The organism is Polycladidibacter stylochi (assembly GCF_001562055.1).
GTDB lineage: Bacteria > Pseudomonadota > Alphaproteobacteria > Rhizobiales > Stappiaceae > Pseudovibrio > Pseudovibrio stylochi.
In genome coordinates this window covers 1-18872 of record NZ_LLWE01000021.1, presented here as the reverse complement: position 1 = coordinate 18872, position 18872 = coordinate 1, and the positions used below count along the sequence as shown (strand labels likewise).

Genomic DNA, 18872 nt, shown 5'->3' with positions numbered 1-18872 from the left:
AGGCTTAGCGCAGTAGGCCTGCTCTCGCTTCAGCCTCGATGGTTTTTTGTAGTTCCAGGGTCGCAAGTTTCTTTTGTGCCAGTTTTTTGGTTGCTGCATCGCTTGCAGCCATGACGGCCTGGCGGGCCATTTGAATAGCTTCATCCAGCTGCTGTGGGTCTTTGTGGAGCTGGTTATCAGCTTTCATTCGAAATTGCAGGGCTTCGCTGACATCTTTGGGGTGTACACCATAACGGCGTGGCAGGGGTTTGCCCTCACCGGCAATATCAGAGAGCTGCCCTTGGCTTTTGGCTTTCATCATCTGACGTTCGATTAATGCGTCCAACCCTCTGGCCATGGTAACCTCCGCGATAGGCTTTTTCTCACCCTATGGATATATTGGTGCCAGATGGCGTTTTTAAGTAGCGCGACCTGATATACTTTATAAATGTCTCTATTGAAATCCAATAGTATTCTTCAATTCATGTTTTGACGATGTGGCATCAAAACGCTAAAAGTAAAAGCAGACAAATTATAATAATATCTATACCGCCTAATACTAAGAACATTCATTATTTATCATTTCAAATTTGAGGGTATATCGTTTTGAGTACATGGGAAAAATTTTTATCAACTATTCAACTTGATGATAACTTAATTGATGAAATAAGAACGGAACTCGGTACTAACTTTAACAAAGATATGGAAAGTACTCTTCTTAAGCCAGTCAGCTCAAAAAAAGAGCTATCTAATATTCGAAAAATACTATTACAAATCAAACCTTTTATAACTAAAGACCTGCGTGATGATCTTAATTTTGCCGTTCGTGAAATGTCTTGCGATATTGACTATATGCAAAGCGATTTAGGTAAAACTGTGTTGGTCCTAAATCGCTGGCTTGAGCCATGGTATACAAATAAAATTCGAAATAACCCTGCCTACGATGACATTCTTATTAGCGGGAATGCCGAGGATGTTTGCAAAATTTATGTCGTTGGTAAGATTGGTTCTCAAGAGGAACTTGAGCAATTAAAGTCTCTGATTGATACCAAGAACCCACCTTTTACTGTCGTTTATAATGTTCAAATAAATAATTAATTATGCCGCCAGTGTTCAAACTTCCCTCCCAACCAAAGGCCCAGAAAAAGGGCGGGGGCGATACTTATTATGTGAATCGCATCAAGTAGGATGTTTAGAGCGGTAATACTCTCTGATTGCACAAAAAACAAACTCAAGTAAACCGCAAGTGCATTCGCAAACACAACCCAAATTGTCCCGATTGTAGTGAGGATGAAAACTGCCGGCAGTTTCAAGCGTAATTTGTGTTCTTTATAAAGTAATGAAGGCATCATAAAAGCAAAAACAGCTACCATAGGCCACATATTTTCTGAAATACCTAAGGGTGGTAATGTGGCTTCGCTTTCAAATACCGCCCAATATACCACGGAAGGCATCGTATAAAAAAATAGAATACAAAAAATAACCTTAAAATGAAAATGAGGCTTAATCGATCAATATACATTGGCTAACTCACTATTTGAAATGACTTAGCCTAGCCCCCATAGATGAATTGGTAAATAGCTCCGCACCTATCACTTATGCCTAGCGAGCTTGAGGCGGGCTTCGCGTTCCATATCTATTTTCAGTTGCACATCGGCCATCTGGCGCATTATTGCCTTGCGCTCTGTTTCATCTGTCAAGCTCGCCAGTTGCTCTCTAAGTGCATCAACTTCTTTTTTCAGCTCGACTTCTTTAGGAACGGCACCATTTTCTGCCATCACGCGATAGAGGAATTCTTCCATGGGGTCAACGTGCGGGTTGCGCTTGGGAAACGGCTTGCCTGCCCCTTCGAGGTTATCGAATTGCCCTTCTTGCTGCGCCTTTTGAATTTGCCGCTCAATGAGATTATCAAAACCGAACATGTTGACCTGTCCTTTATTAATGCCTGCTTTATTTGGTCGCTTTTGCTTTTGGCTGCAAGATGTAATTTTGCGACAAAAAAACCGGCCTCGTTCAGAAGGCCGGTTTTCAGCTTTTAAGCAAGTGGTTTAGCCGCCGAAATCATCGAGCATGATGTCTTCACGCTCAACGCCCAGATCAAGCAGCATGTTGATCACGGAGGAGTTCATGATTGGCGGACCACACATGTAGTATTCGCAGTCTTCCGGTGCGGCGTGATCCTTCAGGTACTCGTTGTAGAGTACGTTATGGATAAAGCCGGTGTAACCGTCCCAGTCATCATCTGGCTGCGGATCAGAAAGCGCCACATGCCATGTGAAGTTCGGGAATTCTTTGGCCAGCTGGTCGAAATCTTCAACGAAGAACATTTCTTTCTTGGAGCGGGCACCGTACCAGAAGGTAATCTTACGGTCACGGTTTTCCAAACGCTTGAGCTGGTCGAAGATGTGCGAGCGCATTGGCGCCATACCGGCACCACCACCTATGAACACCATTTCCTTGTCGGTTTCGCGGGCAAAGAACTCACCAAACGGACCGGAAATTGTCACCTTGTCACCCGGCTTCAGGTTAAAGATGAACGATGACATCTTACCGGCTGGAATGCCTGTGCTACCCGGCGGTGGGGAAGCCACACGCACGTTCAGCATGATCATGCCTTTTTCTTCCGGATAGTTGGCCATGGAGTAGGCGCGTTCGACAGGCTCATCAACGATGGACTCGTACTGCCACAGGTTGAACTTGTCCCAGTCTTCACGGTACTGCTCTTCGATGTCGAAATCGGTATACTTCAGCTTGTGGGCTGGTGCTTCGATCTGGATATAACCACCAGCGCGGAAGTTAACATCCTCGCCCTCTGGCAGATCCAACACCAGTGCCTTGATGAAGGTGGCAACGTTTTCGTTGGAGCGCACTGTACACTCCCACTTCTTCACGCCAAATACTTCTTCCGGCACTTCGATTTTCATGTCCTGCTTTACAGCAACCTGACAGGATAAGCGGTCACCAGAGCGGGCTTCGCGCTTGGTGATGTGGCTTTCTTCTGTTGCCAGAATAGAACCGCCACCTTCGTGCACCTTTACGCGGCACTGGGCACAGGTACCGCCACCACCACAAGCGGAGGGGACGAAGATTTTCTGATCTGCCAGAACGTTGAGCAGCTTACCACCGGCAGGAACGGAAATCGTTTTTTCGCCGTTAATATCAATGCTAACGTTACCGGAGGAAACCAGCTTTTTACGCGCCATTAGAATAATGGTGACCAAAGCCAGCACGATCAGGATAAAGAGGGTAATACCCGCTGAAAACTCAATCATTTTTCAGCTCCCCTTACAGTTTGACGCCAGAGAAGGCCATAAAGCCCATGGCCATCAAACCCGCAGTGATGAAGGTGATGCCAAGGCCTTGCAGACCATCTGGAACGTCAGAGTATTTCAGTTTTTCACGCACACCGGCCATTGCAGTAATCGCCAGTGCCCAGCCAATACCGGAGGACACACCGTAAACGGATGATTCAACGAATGTGTAATCGCGCTCCATCATGAACAGCGAGCCACCCATAATGGCGCAGTTCACGGTAATCAGCGGCAAGAAGATGCCAAGCGCGTTGTAAAGCGCTGGCACATACTTATCGAGCACCATTTCGAGAATCTGCACAATAGCGGCAATCACACCAATAAAGCTGATTAGACCCAAGAAGCGCAAATCAACATCCGGCAGGCCAGCCCAAGCCAATGCCCCGTCATTCAGCAGTGTGGTGTATAGCAGGTTGTTCACCGGTATGGTGATGGCCTGCACAACGACAACTGAAATACCCAGACCAAGGGCGGTTTCTACCTTCTTGGAAACGGCAAGGAAGGTACACATGCCGAGGAAGAAGGAAAGTGCAAGGTTTTCGATAAAGATCGCCTTGACGAAGAGAGATACGAGACCTTCCATGGCTTAGTGCGACCCCTCGGATTCCATGATTTTATATTCACGTTTTTCAACCTGCCCCGGCTTCCATGTGCGGAATGCCCAAATCAGCAGGCCAATCACGAAGAAGGATGAAGGCGGCAGCAACAACAAGCCGTTTGGCACATACCAGCCACCGTTGTTAACGGTTTCCAGAATCTGAACGCCAAACAGAGAGCCGGAGCCAAACAGCTCGCGGATGGTACCCACCAGCATGAGAATGAGGCCATAGCCCAAACCATTACCGATACCGTCCAAGAAAGACGGGATGGGCGGGTTCTTCATGGCATATGCCTCTGCACGGCCCATCACGATACAGTTGGTGATGATAAGACCCACAAAAACCGCGAGGGTTTTGGAGATTTCAAAGAAGTACGCTTTGAGGATCTGGTCCACCAAGATCACCAGCGAGGCAATAATTACCATCTGGATGATGATGCGTACAGAAGACGGGATCTGGTTACGGATCAGTGAGATGAAGAAGTTGGAGAACGCTGTCACCAAAGTCACGGCGATCGCCATCACCAATGCCACTTTGAGTGAAGAGGTTACCGCCAGTGCCGAACAGATACCCAGAACCTGAAGGGTAATTGGGTTGTTATCGACAAGCGGGTCGATAAGCATGGTTTTGTCTTTTAAAGCCATTTTATGCCGCTCCCTTCTTCAAATTATCAAGGAAGAGCTGGAAGCCCTGCTCGCCCATCCAGAATTTTACAAGATTGTCGACGCCGCGTGAGGTCAAGGTTGCACCAGCCAGCGCATCGATGTGGAATTTATCCGCATCCGGACCCGCGGTTTTAGAAACGGTGATGCGGACATCGCCATTGTCGCCATATACCTTTTTGCCCGGCCATTGAGCCATCCATTTGGGATTCTCAACTTCCGCACCCAGACCCGGTGTTTCACCATGCTGGTAGAAACGCAGGCCGTAGATGTCGTTGCCATCGGCGTTCAGAGCAATGAAGCCGTACAGCGTTGACCACAGACCATAGCCATGAACTGGCAGTATAATGCGCTCGATATCACCAGCATCGTTGCGAATGAGGTAAACAGATGCCTGTTTTGCCTGACGCTTGATGGAAGCGGGATCGTTTACCAGTTTGGTGCTGGTTGCCGGATTTTTGGCAGCCTTGCGCTGGTCAAAGGACGCTGCATCAATATCTTTGACGAATTTGCCGCTCTTGAGATCGACAACGCGTGGCTCGACACTTTTATAGACCTCATCCACGTTGATGCCTTCTTTATAGAGGCCAGCAACTTTGAGGATATTGACTTTTTTATCGAGGGTTTTGTTCAGTTCCTGCTGTGGCTTGAGCATCACAGCCGCAGCTGACACAATCATGGCGCAGAACAGACAAAGCACAACGGTAATCGCAATGGTACGCGGGGCAGAATCCAGCGGCATTGCCATAAAGCGGGCCCATAAACCCTGCTTTGGGGTAAATTCAGGATTGGCCTTAAGCATGGCGCTGCATCCTCCGCTTGATGTTGGCTTTTACGACGAAATAGTCGATGAGCGGGGCGAAGATATTAGAAAACAGGATGGCCAGCATCATGCCTTCCGGGAACGCCGGGTTGATGACGCGGATCATGATGCACATGAAGCCAATCAGGGCACCGTAAATATAACGGCCCGGGTTGGTCATGGCAGCAGTTACCGGCTCGGTGACCATGAACACCAGACCGAAGTAGAAGCCGCCTGTTACCAGATGCCAATACCAAGGCATGGCAAACATCGGGTTGGTGTCGGATCCGACAAAATTGAGCAACAGTGTAAAGCCGATCATGCCCGCTAAACAGCCGACAATCAGGCGGTAGTTGGCAATGCCTGTGGCAACCAAGAACACCATACCGATTGTAATTGCCACAACCGAGGTTTCGCCAAACGAGCCTTGAACAGTACCAATAAATGCATCCATCCAGTTGATGCCGTGGTCTGCAAGACCGGCAACGCCTTCGTTTGCAGTGATGCCCAGTGCGGTCGCACCAGAGAAGCCGTCAACTGGCGTCCAGACGGTATCACCTGTCATGGATGCCGGATAAGCGAAGTAGAGGAACGCACGCCCTGTCAGTGCCGGGTTGAGGAAGTTTTTGCCGGTACCGCCAAAGACTTCTTTACCCAATACCACACCAAAGGCGATGCCAAGGGCAACCTGCCACAATGGCGTGCCTGCGGGCATGATGAGCGTGTAGAGCATGGAAGTCACGAAGAAGCCTTCGTTGACTTCATGGCCGCGTACGGTGGCAAAGATTACTTCGAAAATACCGCCAACAGCCAGCGTGACAATATAGATTGGCAGGAAGTAAAGAGCGCCGTGGGCAATATTTGCAAAAATGCTGTTGGCATTGAAGCCAACACCCAACATGTCAAGGATAACAGCACGCCAGCCACCAGCTTCAATAGAGCCCACAGCTGAGATAGCCATGTTTACCTGATAGCCGGTGTTGTACATACCCATCAAAATCGCGGGGATTGTTGCCAGTACCACGTAAGTCATCACGCGTTTCAAATCGGCGTGATCACGGGCATGCGGGGCAACGGAGGTTACGGTTTTGGGGGTGTAGAGGAAAGTATCAACCATCTCGTAGATGGCGTAGAACTTCTCGTACTTACCGCCCTTTTCAAAGAGCGGCGCTATTTTATCGAGTTGATTACGTAATCCCACGATCAGCCCTCTTTCTCGATTTTTTCGAGGTTGGCACGCAGGGCCGCACCGTACTCGTTTTTAGAATGACAAATGAAGGTACACAGAGCCAAATCTTCTTCGTCCAGCTCAAGTGCACCCAGCTTTTGTGCCATATCTGTATCCAACACCATGAGTGCACGCAGCAATTGGGTGGGCAGCACATCAAGCGGCATGACTTTTTCATAGGTTCCCAAAGGCACGATCGCACGAATGGAACCGTTTTTATTGGTGCCAAACGGAAACTTCAGGCTGCCGCGGAGCAAACTGGAGGGATGGACGTTGAGATTCGACCACTTGGACATGAACGGGCGTACCCAGCCCATTACATCTTGTTTGGTGTCTTCTGCCATCAAAGTAATTTGAGTGTGAAAACGTCCCAAATAGGCAAACTGATCGTGTGCATGGCGGCCGCTCAGAACCGAGCCGGAGATAACCCGGGTTGGCTGTTCCTTATCGAATTCGCCAGTTAGCAAGCTGGAAAGGTCAGCACCTTCACGGGTGGTAACAAGACGCGGCTTTGTGGCCATTGGACCGCTAATAGCGATGGTGCGGCGGCTGTCGATCTTACCGGTCAAGAACAGATTACCAATAGCAATCACGTCTTGGTAACCGATGGACCAAACGGTTTTTTCTTCATTGACTGGATCAAGGTAATGAATGTGGGTGCCAGCCAGACCTGCTGGATGAACGCCATCAAAGGCTGCAAACTGGGTTTGCTCTACCTGTTGGCCTGGCAGGTTGTCTTTAGAGTAATGGCAGACAAAAACCTTGCCTTCTGTCAATTTGGACAGAACAAGTAAACCCGCTTCAAATGCCTTTTCATTCGCCTTGATGATTACGCCAGCATCAGCAGCCAATGGGTTTGAATCCATCGCGGTGACAAAGATGGAGCGCGGCGTACTTTCCAGCGCTGGCATCTTGGAGTAAGGGCGCGTTTTGAACGCACTCCATAATCCTGTGACTGCCAACTGCTTTTTCACCGCATCAACGGAAGCCGCTTTTAGTTCGACATCCGAATAGCTATCAAAAACCAGCTCTTCTTCTGTTGAAGCCAAGCGAATGACAACTGTTTCCAAAACGCGGCGTGGCCCACGGTTGATCGCCTCAATCACACCAGCACCTGGTGCGACAAAGTTTATTTCCGGTGAATTTTTGTCGACAAATAAAGGTTGCCCTTTTTTGACAGTCTCACCTTCGGCAACCAGCATGCGCGGTTTAAGCCCAATGTAATCTCCACCGTTGACGGCAACACGCCCCACCGCGAGACCCATTGAGATCTCTTGGAGTGGTGCGCCTGTCATCGGCAGGTCCAAACCTTTTGTTATTTTCATCCCTTGCCCTACTTGGCTCTAGCGTGACCTAAATATGGTTTTGTGAAGCGATACATCCGGCTTTTACAAAACAACTGAGCCTTCATATTCCAGCTCGCTGTATTGCCCCTCTCAAAAGCCATGCAAGAGCACAATCGCGTCTCATAACGTTAATTACAGTCCAGAAATACGCACGGCCTAAATGCGTATTTCTCAATCTTTCAAGGCTGACAATCCATAGATCCACACGCTAAGCAAAACTCTCACGCACAAATAGAGTGCGTCGATTTTGCCTAACTGACATGAAGTCACACGGATTTTTACGGGGCAATAACCTGAGTTGCGACATTTTTCAATAGGGATAACCCAAGGGAACCAACAAAACTTGAGATTTTCTTACATAAAATTAATAGGTTAGTTTTTGCAATAATTTATAATATATCAGAAAGTGCTGTCATAAGGTTTTGAATCTATGCTATTTTCTAGTACTGGCAGCATTTATGTTGAAGGATTAGATACAGATATACTGCTTTTAAACACCTGTTGCTCATATTTTGTATCTTGACAGATATAAAAGTACTTAGAAAAAGGAACCCACTTTTAATAGTCGGGGCGGCTTATGCGTAAACTCATTGTTATCATTTGTTTCCTTGTTTTAGTCGGCTGTGGTCAAGGCTCTTCAAACCTTGAAGAAATAACTATAACCGGCAAAACAATGGGTACCACTTACCATGTGAAAGCCATTGTCGGCGAAAAAACCGCTTCGGCGCAAGTACTCCACCGTGAGATTGAACAGACTTTGAAAAAAGTAAACCAGGGTCTTTCTAACTGGGTCAAAGATTCTGAAGTCGAAAACTTCAACCGATCACGCAGTACAGAATGGACCCCAATTTCCGGCGATTTTAGCAAGGTGATGTCCGAGGCCTTAAGAATACACCGCGAGAGTAGCGGGTATTTTGATGTAACTCTTGCCCCATTAATCGACTTGTGGGGCTTTGGACCTTCAAAAGACACTCCACCCCGCCCGAGTGATGCAGCGATCCAAGAAGCATTAGCCTCCGTTGGCATGAGCAGCATGCTGGAATACGCAGATAATCCGCCTGCCCTGCGCAAGGTGAACCCCGAGACCACTGTCAACCTCTCTGCCATTGCCAAAGGTTTCGGTATTGATAAGGTTGCGGCAACTCTGGAAGCCAATGGCTTTGACAATTATATGGTCGAGATTGGCGGCGATTTATTTGCAAAAGGTCATAATGCCCATAAACAAGACTGGGTACTTGGCATTGAAAAGCCGGATGCTGCTGCCGGCAGTGTGCAGCACATTGTTCACCTCAGCGGTAAAGGCATGGCGACTTCAGGTGACTATCGGAATTACAAGGAAGTGAATGGCAAACGAGCCTCACACATCCTTAATGCTGTAACGGGTATGCCCATTGCACATCGTTTGGCCTCGGTAACTGTTATTGCCGAAAATGCGACTCGTGCTGATGGCCTCGCCACTGCAATATTTGCATTGGGCGAGACAAAGGGCATGGCTTTAGCCGAACGTTTACAGCTGCCTGTGTTTATGATTATCCGTGATGGTGCTGGTTTCAGGCAGGTTGGCTCACCCGCCTTCAAGGCCTATGAAAAAGCTGAATAATTTTATGTGAAGCGCTGCTTATGCGGCGCTTCTTTTCTTGTGCCCCTACAGATATCCTTGCAAATCCGCGCAGAAAGGCATAAGGGCTAGTGAACGAGATCACGCTTTTGCGTTAGGGATTAATGAAATGTCGACTTTTATCATTGCGTTTGTTGTTCTGTTGCTCATCGTTGCCGGTATGTCTATTGGGGCAGTGTTTCGCAATAAACCGATTACCGGTAGTTGTGGCGGGCTGAACGCGATTTCCGATGCCGACCATTGTGTGGTTTGTAACCGGCCTATTGATAAAAACAGCCCTCTTAAAGAAAAACTGCAGCCTTGTAAGAACCGCCAAAAGGCTGAGGCTGAAGCCGATCAAACCCTATCATCTTAAATACGGCTGGTTCGTGGGAAAGGGTAAGCCCTGTTAACTTTCGCATAGACAAGCGATAAGTTCGCTTATCCTATCAACAGGTTACATTACGTTGGTAAGGTTTTGGCTGAAGTCGAAACTGCCAAATACCATGAGTGAAAAACTCAATATGGTTATAATTGCATAAAGCCAGCAGTGTAATTGCCAACCTTTCGGGCGCTGTTTCCATGTGTTGCGAAAGCGATTGCCTGCCATGGCAAAGACTACAAGAAAAACCACGCCCCACCAGCTGGGTATTTGCGTTAGATAATCACCCATTTGCACCTTACTTTGTTTCCCCAATTGAGTATTTATAGCTGTTTGTTAGAGGGATACGGCATTCTTATTGCCTGTGCAACGTGTTCGCACTTGACGAAATGATAATAACCTATGTATTGAGGCATGTGGCGCAGGTTCGTTTATCTGCGCATGTACCCTACTCTAATGGCGACGCGTTCATCGCAGATTGCCTCCTGACTACTTTGTGAATTCATTAAGTAGATACTGACAGTGAGGTCATATAATTGCAAGAAACACTCTTGCAAATGGCACGAACCGCTTTGAGGACCGGCTGCCGCGTTTTATACGCGGTGCAACGACCTTATGATCTTTATAAGATTAGGCTGAATATGATGACATCAGTTGCCAAACACCCGGAAACAGCTTCAACCACTGGTTTCCTTTGAAAGAAAAAACTGAATGACGATACCTGAAGGGGTTGCCCCGACCCTAACTGCTGCGCTTGAAAAACGAGGTTATTCCACCCTTACTGCTGTCCAGGAATCTGTATTAGCTGAAGAGCTCCAAGGACAAGATCTACTGGTATCTGCCCAAACAGGGTCTGGTAAAACAGTTGCATTTGGTCTGGCTATTGCCCCCGAACTGCTGCCAGATGGATCAAAGATTTCCCAAAATCGTGAACCACTTGCTCTTGCCGTGGCTCCAACACGCGAGTTGGCACTACAAGTAAGTCGCGAGCTTGAGTGGCTTTACGGTGAAGCCGGTGCACGCATCGCAACATGTGTTGGCGGTATGGATATGCGCCGAGAGCGGCGCAACCTGCAACATGGTGCCAATATCGTGGTCGGCACGCCAGGTCGCTTGCGTGACCATATTGAGCGCGGTTCATTAGACATGTCTTCCTTGCGCACTGTCGTGCTGGATGAAGCTGATGAAATGCTTGATCTGGGTTTTCGCGAGGATCTTGAATTTATCTTAGGTGCCGCGCCTTCCGAGCGCCGCACACTGCTATTTTCGGCAACTGTCCCCCCTCAAATTGAATCGCTTGCCAAGAAGTTCCAGCGGGACGCAAAGCGCATTTCAACAATTGCGGCACGTGAGCAACACCAAGACATCAGCTACAAAGTGCTACAAGTAGCGCCGAATGACCGTGAAAACGCGATCATCAACGTGCTGCGCTACCATGAAGCACAAAACACAATAATCTTCTGCGGTACTCGTGAAACAGTAAAGCACCTGTCTGCCCGCCTTGGCAACCGTGGTTTCTCTGTAGTGTCGCTTTCTGGTGAATTGACACAGGCCGAGCGTAACAACGCCCTACAAGCCATGCGTAATGGTCGTGCCCGTATTTGTGTGGCAACTGACGTTGCTGCCCGTGGTATCGATTTGCCGAACCTTGATCTGGTGGTTCATGCTGATCTGCCAACCAATGGCGAGACTTTATTGCACCGCTCCGGTCGTACGGGCCGTGCGGGCCGTAAAGGTGTGTGCGCACTGATTGTGCCTTACACCCGCAAGCGTACAGCCAGCCGTTTGCTGCACTTTGCCAAGGTGAAAGCCGAGTGGGAAAGCGCGCCGACAGCCGATGCTATTTTGGAGCGTGACCACAAGCGTATGCTTGAAGCGTTGAGTGAATCTGCTCCTGTTGGTGAGGACGAAGCCAAGGCTGTTGCCGAGCTTCTGGAAGCGTATTCTCCAGAGCAGCTGGCCGCTGCGTACCTGCGCCAAATGCAGGCGACACTGCCAGCACCTGAAGAGCTTTTGGAAAAGGTTGAAGGTGGTGAGCCACGTGAACGGCGTGAGCGCAAAGACTTTGAAGGTGGCGTCTGGTTCCGGTTGAATGTTGGCCGTAAGCACAATGCCGAGCCGCGCTGGTTGCTACCGATGATTTGCCGTGCCGGCCACATCACCAAAAAAGATATTGGTGCCATTCGTATTTTTGATGCGGACAGCCGTTTTGAGCTGGCACCACAGCACGCGGACAAGTTCCTTGAAGCGGTTAAAGAAAATGGTACGGGCGAAAAGTCCATCACCATTACCCGTATTGAAGGTAACCCTGAAGCTGGCCGCGGAGGCGGTGGTCGTCGTCCGCCACGTCGTGGTGGCGGTGGTGGTGGTCATCGCGGTGGCGGTGGCAAGCGCCCTTACCGTGAACGTGGTGGTGAGCGCGGCGAGCGTCGTGAACGCCGAGAGCGCGGGCCACGTGATGGCAAACCAAGCTCCAAAGATTAAAATGATTAAGGGCGGTCATGAACCGCCCTTTTCTTTTGCCTTTTATGAGGAAATCATAGAATTAGCGCTGTTATTTTCGTAGCGAGACGAGTACGCGGTCCAAAGACTGCAAAAAGGTTGAACGGTCCTTCGCCGAGAAGGGTTTGGGGCCACCGGTCATTTCGCCAAACGAGCGTAAGTCCTCTTTCAAATCGCGTGTAGCCAATGCCATACCGATAGAAGCGTCATCAAATTCTTTGCCCTTGGGCGAGAGAACCCGCACACTGTTTTGCAAGCAGCGGTGCGCTAGCGGAATATCTTGGGTGATGACCACATCGCCCTGCTGGGCTGTATCGGCGATCCAATCGTCGGCCACATCGGGACCATCCTCCACCTTAATGAAAAAGACTTCCTGATCGCGCGGGACACGCATGAAGCTGTTGGAGACCAGATAGACGGGCAGATTATAGCGTTCTGCCACCCGGTAAATTTCCTCCTTTACCGGGCAAGCGTCGGCATCCACATAGATTTTAGAGGTAATTTGCGCCATGCGGATGCTCCTTGGTCCTATTTCTTTTTGTTGAATGCAGCTGCGAGTGCTGCGGCCATGGCATTGTTGCCGGTATCTTGTGCCTGACGACCCCCCGCATTTGCCTTACCGTGGTTTTGGCGTGTCCCTTGACCACCGCGCGGTTTGCCACCTTGTCCGGCGTGAGTACGCGGGCTGTTGCGGTTGGCACCAGAGCGCGGACCACCGGCACCGCGCTCGCGGGCTTGTTCACGAGCTTCGGCACTATCGCTTTTCATGGTCAAACCGATACGCTTGCGCGGGACATCGACTTCAACCACCTTAACCTTGACGATATCGCCTGCCTTGACGATTTTATGGGGGTCATCAACAAAGCTATCGGAGAGCTGCGAAACGTGGACGAGACCGTCCTGATGCACGCCGATATCCACAAAGGCACCGAAGTTGGTTACATTGGTCACTGAGCCTTCAAGCATCATTCCCGGTTTAAGGTCGGAGATTTTTTCCACGCCCTCTTGGAAGGTGGCGGTTTTAAACTCTGGGCGCGGGTCACGGCCCGGTTTTTCCAGCTCGGCAAAAATATCCTTTACCGTTGGCAGACCGAATTGCTCGGAAATAAACTCTTTCGGGTCAAGTGACGCCAGCACTTTAGAGCCCATTATTTCTCTTAGGTCACGGCCACAAGCCTTGATGATTTTTTCCGCCACAGGGTATGCTTCGGGGTGAACTGAGGAAGCATCCAACGGATTATCACCACCAGTAATACGCAGGAAGCCCGCGCACTGTTCAAACGCTTTAGGTCCCAAGCGCGAGACTTTGAGAATTTCGCGGCGGTTTTTAAAAGCCCCCACCGTATCACGGTATTCCACGATGCCTTTGGCTAGCGACTCGGTTAAACCAGAAATGTGGGAAAGAAGTGCTGCAGATGCGGTATTCAAATCCACACCAACGGCGTTCACTGCATCTTCTACCACACCATCCAACGAGCGGGCCAGTTTGGTTTGGTTGACATCGTGCTGGTACTGGCCAACACCAATAGATTTGGGTTCGATTTTTACCAGCTCGGCAAGCGGGTCTTGCAAACGGCGACCGATGGAAGCGGCACCGCGCAGCGATACGTCCACATCCGGCATTTCTTTTGCAGCCAGCGCGGAGGCTGAATAAACCGAAGCGCCTGCTTCATTCACCACAACCTTGGTAGGGCGGAATTCTGTCGGAATATCCTTGATGAGATCCGCTGCCAGTTTATCGGTTTCGCGGCTGGCTGTACCGTTGCCAATGGCGATCAGCGAAACACCATGCTTGGCAATGAGCGCCTTAAGGACGGCGAGCGAGCCCATGGTATCGTGCTTGGGTGCAAATGGGTATATGGTTGCTGTGTCCACCAGCTTACCCGTGGCATCAATCACCGCCACTTTAACACCGGTACGAATACCCGGATCAAGCGCCAGCGTAGCGCGAGCACCGGCAGGAGCTGCTAGTAGCAGGTCTTTCAGATTACGAGCGAAGACGTTAATGGCTTCTTCTTCGGCGCGTTCACGCAGTGAATTCATAAGGTCCAGCTCAAGGTGCAAGCCGATCTTGACCTTCCAAGTCCAACGGGCCACATCGGAAAGCCATTTATCTGCCGGGCGGCCATTGTTTTTTATCCCAGCGGCTGATGCAATCATCTGCTCTACAGGTTTCACCGGGCTTTGGTCGTCTTCGTCAACCTTCAGCTCAATCGCCAGAATGCCTTCATTACGCCCGCGCAGAAGCGCAAGGGCGCGGTGGCTCGGAATATTCTTCCAGCTTTCATTATAGTCGAAGTAGTCGGCGAACTTCGCGCCTTCCTGCTCTTTGCCTTCGACCACAGATGAGCCGACCGTACCGCTTTTGGACACGTAATCACGCAGTTTACCCACCAGCTGGGCATCCTCGGAGAAGCGTTCCATGAGAATTTGCCGCGCACCATCCAGCACCGCTTTGCTATCGGCAAAGCCTTTCTCGGCATCGATAAAGGCCGTTGCCTCTTGCTCGGGTGTTTTGTTGGGGTCTTGCAACAACATATCTGCCAGAGGTTCCAAGCCCGCTTCTTTGGCGATTTGGGCTTTGGTACGGCGCTTTTTGCGATACGGCAGGTATAAATCTTCCAATGCCGATTTGGTATCTGCCTGCGCAATGAGCTTTGCCAGATCGTCGGTCAGTTTGCCTTGTTCATCGATCGATTTGACAATGGCTTTACGGCGATCTTCCATTTCGCGCATGTAGATCAAGCGCTCTTCCAATTGGCGCAGCTGTGTATCATCTAACCCGCCTGTAACCTCTTTACGATAGCGGGCAATGAACGGTACTGTCGAGCCTTCATCCAACAACTGTACTGTGGCGTTTACCTGATTGGGCTGACAACCAATTTCACTGGCAATATTACGGGCAATGCGCAGTGCGATATCGGGAGAGAGCTCTTTAGCAGCTGGTGTAGATGGTGTTGAAGAAACGGAGAAATCAGACATGCAGTTCTCTTGCTTGATCCAGGAATGAAAGAATGAATTGCGGGTTAGCGCACGACAGTGATTTTGTGGGCGGCCCTCGTTACGGCTGTGTAGAGCCAGCGTTGCTTATGATCGCGGAATGCCCAGCTTTCATCGAACAGCACCACATTATCCCATTGCGAACCTTGTGACTTATGCACCGTGAGGGCGTAACCGTAATCAAACTCGTCTGCACGGCGGCGAATGGCATAGGGCAGTTGTTCGGCTCCCTCTTCAAACATGGAGGGGAGTACTTTAACCTGAACGCTGGATTTGGAAAAATCATCCTCCGAAACCACATCAAAGCGCAGGGTATTGCCGCGTGGCGGACGCAACCGCTTCACGTGCCACAGCCCCCCATTGAGAAGGCCTTTTTGCTTGTCGTTGCGCAAACAAACCAGCTTGTCATCAACCGCAGGCATTTGCGTTGTAAAACCTTTGAGTTCGCGGATACGGTTGTTATATAACCTGCGGGTTTTGTTGGTGCCTACCAGCACCTGATCGGCGTCAAGGATGATATCCTTATTAATATCGCGTCTTGAGATCACCGCGCTTTCGCCATGCTGGCCATAACTCAACTCCCCCCCTTCGCGGATATCCATTGAAAGGCGGACAATTGGGTTGTCGCGTGCTTGGCGGTGTACCTCGGTGAGCATAAAATCCGGTTCTTGCTCGGTAAAAAAGCCGCCACCCTTAACTGGAGGCAACTGGGCCGGATCGCCCAGTACGAGCACTTTCTTGCCAAAGGAGAGCAAGTCGCGCCCCAGCTCTTCATCGACCATGGAGCATTCATCGATGATGATCAGATCACACTTGGCGGCAGCGCTGTCGCGGTTGATGGTAAACTGCGGCGTGACCTCGTCTTCATCCTCTTCGCTTTGTTTGGTGCCTTTCGGACGATAGATGAGCGAGTGGATGGTAGAGGCATCCTCACAGCCTTTTTGCCGCAAAACATGGGCCGCTTTGCCGGTAAATGCGCCAAATGCCACATCACCGTTCACATCTTCGGCGAGATGGCGGGCCAGTGTTGTTTTCCCTGTCCCAGCGTAGCCAAAGAGGCGGAAGACCTGTTGGCCGCCATAACGTAGCCATTCCGCGGCTTCCTTGAGTGCGTTATCCTGTTGTGGTGACCAATCCATACAGTGCGGCCCTGCCCCTAATTTGTTCGATCTTACTTTGAAATGGTTTCATAGCCGATTTTACCGCTGGCGTCGCCTGCCTAATAGGCACGGTTCACATCTTGTTCTGCAAGTCAGCAAGAAGATCGGCCAATGCATAACGATTATTCCCAGCCCGTCCTATGACCGGTTGCGCATAAAGCATTGAATTCACGATAGCTTCTTCCGTGGCTTCAGCAGTTGCGCGGAAAACACGGTCTATACGCCGCTCGTCAATCTGTTCCACTGTCATGGTTTTGCGGCGGGATTTGAATAAAACCGGATCGGCGGTTGTGAATGCCAGCGCGATATCGCCGCTACCATGGCCAAGATAGGAGCCGGTACGCGCCAAGCCAACGCCTGTGCGTTTAGCGACCCGCTTCAACTGACGCTCTGATAAAGGCAAGTCCGTACCCACGATCATAATAATCGAGCCTTTTTCAGGACCATTTTCAATTTTATCAATTGAATGTTGCAGCTCTTCACCCATTGGTTCACCAGCTAAAATGAAGTCTGGCAGCCGACCCATATTGGATAGGACCAGAACGCCGAGATGGAATGTATTATTGCCGACTTTTACCTGACGCGATGCGCTACCAATACCGCCTTTCAAGCCAAAGCATGACATGCCCCGCCCTGCCCCGACAGCACCTTGTTCAAAATCCCGCGAGACATTGCCCAGCGCTTCCAGCACATGTTCGGGCCGTATACTGAGGGCGCGAATATCGTTCAAATAGCCATCATTACATTCAAACACCACGGGGTTAACTGTGCCCGCTTCAAGACCAATTTCCGGTGTAATTTCCAGCATGTGGCGGATAAGCCCCTCACTGGCGGCTCCGACACTTAAGGTATTGGTAAGTAGAATCGGTGTTTCCAGCTCTCCCAGTTCTTCTACTTGTACAAGACCAGTGGACTTACCGAAGCCGTTAAACACATGGGCAGCAGCACGGGTGCGTACATAAAACGGATGCTCATTATGTGTCGTTAAAGCGGTGACGCCGGTTTGGCACTCACATTCCTTAAGGGTGAGATGCGCCAGTTTTACTCCCGGCACATCGCAGATGGTGTTGCGCATGCCTTTGGGCATGGTGCCGATTCTGCTTTGAATTTCGACCAAATATGGCGGTAAGTCTGGCGTGTTATTCATTGTTTCTTAGGCCCTTACTATAAACATTAAATGTAGGAGCCTATAATTTATTATAGAGCGTTTTCAGTAGCAATCGGTTGTAGCCCTGAATGCAGATGGAAACGCTCTTTACATGCTAGGGCGCAGATACTATTCGACCCTTACCATCTTTTTGATTTCCAATTATCAGCTTAGTAAATACAAAAACTGTATGGATAGCATCTAATAAAAACAGAAAAAGGGCAACGAAAAGCATAGATGGTTCAGTTGTAGCAGAGATGAAAGCCATAATTCCAGCGATGCATAACCCAAAATCAAAAAGGCCATGTAGTAAATTACCCAAATAAAAATGGTGAATTCCCAGGATACCGAAGATACCACAAAGTGCTACGGCAACACCATAATTTTTAGGACTTACATTATCAACTTTTTTACTTGATGAATACAATTGAGGTACACCACATTGCGGGCAAATTTTAGCGGTAAATGCTATTTTACACCCGCAATGGGCACAAAACCCCCAACCACTTAAATTGATTGAAGAGTTATTCGTTGTCATCGTGCCAAAGGTAAGCCTTGTTTGTCTTTGAAAGCACCAACAATAATCATTATTAGATCAATTAGCGTCCATATACCCAAACCACCAAGTGTCAAAAGCATCAATATTCCCGTACCAACTTTACCTACATAAAATCGATGGATCCCCAGCGCACCTAAAAAGAAGCATAGTAAAGCTGCTGGCACCATACGCTTTTCGGAAGTCATCGGTTCTGCCAAGCTGTTTGGTGCTCCACACTTTGGACAAGCTACAGCTGCTTTGGCTATTTTTTCACCACAAGTTGTACAAAATGCCATTGATTGCGCGGCAATAGTGGCATTGCTCATTGTTTGTTCTGTCATTTCTATCCCCAATAAGAGTATTGGTATTTCTAATATCAACCAAGAATAGAAATCAAGTATTCATCTTACATATTATTAACTTATTATCATGTTACTTATAGTTTAGCTTATTAGTGGAAGTTATATGTGATAATATAACACTAGTTTTAAATATTAGAATAAAGGCCCAATCAGTTATAGGGGAAATCCCCCATTTTTGGAGGAGCTTGGCTGTAGAGTTACGCTGCCAGTTTTAGTTTAGTGGCAGGTGTTATGCCGCCGATGGCCATGTTGGGCCG

The 18872-nt window shown here is 49.2% G+C and carries 20 protein-coding genes; 4 read left to right on the top strand and 16 right to left on the bottom strand.

Annotated elements, in window-relative coordinates:
* Window positions 1-4 precede the first annotated feature (4 nt).
* Window positions 5-337 carry a DnaJ family domain-containing protein gene (locus tag AYK67_RS06240; RefSeq protein ID WP_068083867.1) on the bottom strand — a complete coding sequence of 111 codons (333 nt, stop codon included), beginning with the start codon at window positions 335-337 and terminating at the stop codon, window positions 5-7.
* A 248-nt stretch (window positions 338-585) separates the two neighbouring features.
* On the opposite strand from AYK67_RS06240, the gene AYK67_RS06235 reads away from it, so the two are divergent.
* Window positions 586-1077, top strand: coding sequence for a hypothetical protein (locus tag AYK67_RS06235; protein ID WP_068083864.1), 492 nt, complete (start codon window positions 586-588; stop codon window positions 1075-1077).
* Here AYK67_RS06235 and AYK67_RS06230 read toward each other — a convergent pair.
* The 8 genes from AYK67_RS06230 to AYK67_RS06195 form a co-directional block, all read right to left on the bottom strand.
* Window positions 1074-1424, bottom strand: coding sequence for a hypothetical protein (locus AYK67_RS06230; protein WP_162265087.1), 351 nt, complete (start codon window positions 1422-1424; stop codon window positions 1074-1076). The two genes, AYK67_RS06235 and AYK67_RS06230, sit on opposite strands and share 4 nt — an antisense overlap.
* A 147-nt stretch (window positions 1425-1571) precedes the next feature.
* Window positions 1572-1901: a DnaJ family domain-containing protein gene (locus AYK67_RS06225; RefSeq protein ID WP_068083858.1), complete on the bottom strand. Its 330-nt coding sequence runs from the start codon at window positions 1899-1901 to the stop codon at window positions 1572-1574.
* A gap of 126 nt (window positions 1902-2027) precedes the next feature.
* Window positions 2028-3251 (bottom strand): NADH:ubiquinone reductase (Na(+)-transporting) subunit F, encoded by a 1224-nt coding sequence (nqrF, locus tag AYK67_RS06220; RefSeq protein WP_068083857.1) that lies wholly within the window; start codon window positions 3249-3251, stop codon window positions 2028-2030.
* Between the two features lie 13 nt (window positions 3252-3264).
* Window positions 3265-3873: an NADH:ubiquinone reductase (Na(+)-transporting) subunit E gene (gene nqrE / locus AYK67_RS06215; RefSeq protein ID WP_068083856.1), complete on the bottom strand. Its 609-nt coding sequence runs from the start codon at window positions 3871-3873 to the stop codon at window positions 3265-3267.
* Window positions 3874-3876: 3 nt separating this feature from the next.
* Window positions 3877-4533: an NADH:ubiquinone reductase (Na(+)-transporting) subunit D gene (locus AYK67_RS06210; RefSeq protein ID WP_068083855.1), complete on the bottom strand. Its 657-nt coding sequence runs from the start codon at window positions 4531-4533 to the stop codon at window positions 3877-3879.
* A 1-nt stretch (window position 4534) separates the two neighbouring features.
* Window positions 4535-5353 (bottom strand): Na(+)-translocating NADH-quinone reductase subunit C, encoded by an 819-nt coding sequence (locus AYK67_RS06205; protein WP_068083853.1) that lies wholly within the window; start codon window positions 5351-5353, stop codon window positions 4535-4537.
* A complete protein-coding gene (locus AYK67_RS06200) occupies window positions 5346-6554 on the bottom strand; it encodes an NADH:ubiquinone reductase (Na(+)-transporting) subunit B (protein ID WP_068083850.1) in 1209 nt (402 codons plus the stop codon). The genes AYK67_RS06205 and AYK67_RS06200 overlap by 8 nt, the downstream gene beginning before the upstream one ends.
* A gap of 2 nt (window positions 6555-6556) precedes the next feature.
* Window positions 6557-7906 carry a Na(+)-translocating NADH-quinone reductase subunit A gene (locus AYK67_RS06195; RefSeq protein ID WP_068083848.1) on the bottom strand — a complete coding sequence of 450 codons (1350 nt, stop codon included), beginning with the start codon at window positions 7904-7906 and terminating at the stop codon, window positions 6557-6559.
* A gap of 598 nt (window positions 7907-8504) precedes the next feature.
* Here AYK67_RS06195 and AYK67_RS06190 point away from each other — a divergent pair.
* Together AYK67_RS06190 and nqrM are read left to right on the top strand one after the other, a co-directional pair.
* Complete coding sequence (locus AYK67_RS06190) at window positions 8505-9527, top strand: FAD:protein FMN transferase (RefSeq protein WP_068083846.1); 1023 nt, start codon at window positions 8505-8507, stop codon at window positions 9525-9527.
* A gap of 127 nt (window positions 9528-9654) precedes the next feature.
* On the top strand, window positions 9655-9900 hold the full coding sequence (nqrM, locus tag AYK67_RS06185; RefSeq protein WP_068083842.1) for a (Na+)-NQR maturation NqrM: 246 nt from the start codon (window positions 9655-9657) through the stop codon (window positions 9898-9900).
* A gap of 81 nt (window positions 9901-9981) precedes the next feature.
* Here nqrM and AYK67_RS06180 read toward each other — a convergent pair whose 3' ends face one another.
* Window positions 9982-10197, bottom strand: a complete 216-nt coding sequence (locus AYK67_RS06180) for a hypothetical protein (RefSeq protein ID WP_068083837.1) — start codon at window positions 10195-10197, stop codon at window positions 9982-9984.
* 420 nt (window positions 10198-10617) lie between these two features.
* Here AYK67_RS06180 and AYK67_RS06175 point away from each other — a divergent pair, with 420 nt between their 5' ends.
* Window positions 10618-12390, top strand: a complete 1773-nt coding sequence (locus AYK67_RS06175) for a DEAD/DEAH box helicase (protein ID WP_068083835.1) — start codon at window positions 10618-10620, stop codon at window positions 12388-12390.
* Window positions 12391-12460: 70 nt separating this feature from the next.
* Here the strand turns inward: AYK67_RS06175 and AYK67_RS06170 are convergent, their stop codons facing one another.
* From AYK67_RS06170 to AYK67_RS06145, 6 genes are all read right to left on the bottom strand, one after another.
* Window positions 12461-12919: a YaiI/YqxD family protein gene (locus AYK67_RS06170; protein WP_068083832.1), complete on the bottom strand. Its 459-nt coding sequence runs from the start codon at window positions 12917-12919 to the stop codon at window positions 12461-12463.
* A gap of 17 nt (window positions 12920-12936) precedes the next feature.
* Complete coding sequence (locus AYK67_RS06165) at window positions 12937-15390, bottom strand: Tex family protein (protein WP_068083831.1); 2454 nt, start codon at window positions 15388-15390, stop codon at window positions 12937-12939.
* A 44-nt stretch (window positions 15391-15434) separates the two neighbouring features.
* Window positions 15435-16547: an ATP-dependent DNA helicase gene (locus AYK67_RS06160; protein WP_068083829.1), complete on the bottom strand. Its 1113-nt coding sequence runs from the start codon at window positions 16545-16547 to the stop codon at window positions 15435-15437.
* Window positions 16548-16641: 94 nt separating this feature from the next.
* Window positions 16642-17715: a DmpA family aminopeptidase gene (locus AYK67_RS06155; RefSeq protein WP_068083827.1), complete on the bottom strand. Its 1074-nt coding sequence runs from the start codon at window positions 17713-17715 to the stop codon at window positions 16642-16644.
* Between the two features lie 115 nt (window positions 17716-17830).
* Window positions 17831-18253: an NINE protein gene (locus AYK67_RS06150; RefSeq protein WP_068083825.1), complete on the bottom strand. Its 423-nt coding sequence runs from the start codon at window positions 18251-18253 to the stop codon at window positions 17831-17833.
* The gene (locus AYK67_RS06145) at window positions 18250-18594 is read right to left on the bottom strand and encodes a TM2 domain-containing protein (protein WP_082735675.1); all 345 of its coding nucleotides are present in this window, start codon (window positions 18592-18594) and stop codon (window positions 18250-18252) included. The genes AYK67_RS06150 and AYK67_RS06145 overlap by 4 nt, the downstream gene beginning before the upstream one ends.
* Window positions 18595-18872: the final 278 nt, after the last annotated feature.

Bases quoted from the DNA above. Each gene is read 5' to 3' on its own strand.
- nqrM (WP_068083842.1), top strand. From the start codon at position 9,655: ATGTCGACTTTTATCATTGCGTTTGTTGTTCTGTTGCTCATCGTTGCC.
- AYK67_RS06160 (WP_068083829.1), bottom strand. From the start codon at position 16,547: ATGGATTGGTCACCACAACAGGATAACGCACTCAAGGAAGCCGCGGAA.
- nqrE (WP_068083856.1), bottom strand. From the start codon at position 3,873: ATGGAAGGTCTCGTATCTCTCTTCGTCAAGGCGATCTTTATCGAAAAC.
- nqrF (WP_068083857.1), bottom strand. From the start codon at position 3,251: ATGATTGAGTTTTCAGCGGGTATTACCCTCTTTATCCTGATCGTGCTG.
- AYK67_RS06205 (WP_068083853.1), bottom strand. From the start codon at position 5,353: ATGCTTAAGGCCAATCCTGAATTTACCCCAAAGCAGGGTTTATGGGCC.
- AYK67_RS06190 (WP_068083846.1), top strand. From the start codon at position 8,505: ATGCGTAAACTCATTGTTATCATTTGTTTCCTTGTTTTAGTCGGCTGT.
- AYK67_RS06210 (WP_068083855.1), bottom strand. From the start codon at position 4,533: ATGGCTTTAAAAGACAAAACCATGCTTATCGACCCGCTTGTCGATAAC.
- AYK67_RS06165 (WP_068083831.1), bottom strand. From the start codon at position 15,390: ATGTCTGATTTCTCCGTTTCTTCAACACCATCTACACCAGCTGCTAAA.
- AYK67_RS06155 (WP_068083827.1), bottom strand. From the start codon at position 17,715: ATGAATAACACGCCAGACTTACCGCCATATTTGGTCGAAATTCAAAGC.
- AYK67_RS06195 (WP_068083848.1), bottom strand. From the start codon at position 7,906: ATGAAAATAACAAAAGGTTTGGACCTGCCGATGACAGGCGCACCACTC.
- AYK67_RS06225 (WP_068083858.1), bottom strand. From the start codon at position 1,901: ATGTTCGGTTTTGATAATCTCATTGAGCGGCAAATTCAAAAGGCGCAG.
- AYK67_RS06170 (WP_068083832.1), bottom strand. From the start codon at position 12,919: ATGGCGCAAATTACCTCTAAAATCTATGTGGATGCCGACGCTTGCCCG.
- AYK67_RS06145 (WP_082735675.1), bottom strand. From the start codon at position 18,594: ATGACAGAACAAACAATGAGCAATGCCACTATTGCCGCGCAATCAATG.
- AYK67_RS06150 (WP_068083825.1), bottom strand. From the start codon at position 18,253: ATGACAACGAATAACTCTTCAATCAATTTAAGTGGTTGGGGGTTTTGT.
- AYK67_RS06240 (WP_068083867.1), bottom strand. From the start codon at position 337: ATGGCCAGAGGGTTGGACGCATTAATCGAACGTCAGATGATGAAAGCC.
- AYK67_RS06180 (WP_068083837.1), bottom strand. From the start codon at position 10,197: ATGGGTGATTATCTAACGCAAATACCCAGCTGGTGGGGCGTGGTTTTT.
- AYK67_RS06175 (WP_068083835.1), top strand. From the start codon at position 10,618: ATGACGATACCTGAAGGGGTTGCCCCGACCCTAACTGCTGCGCTTGAA.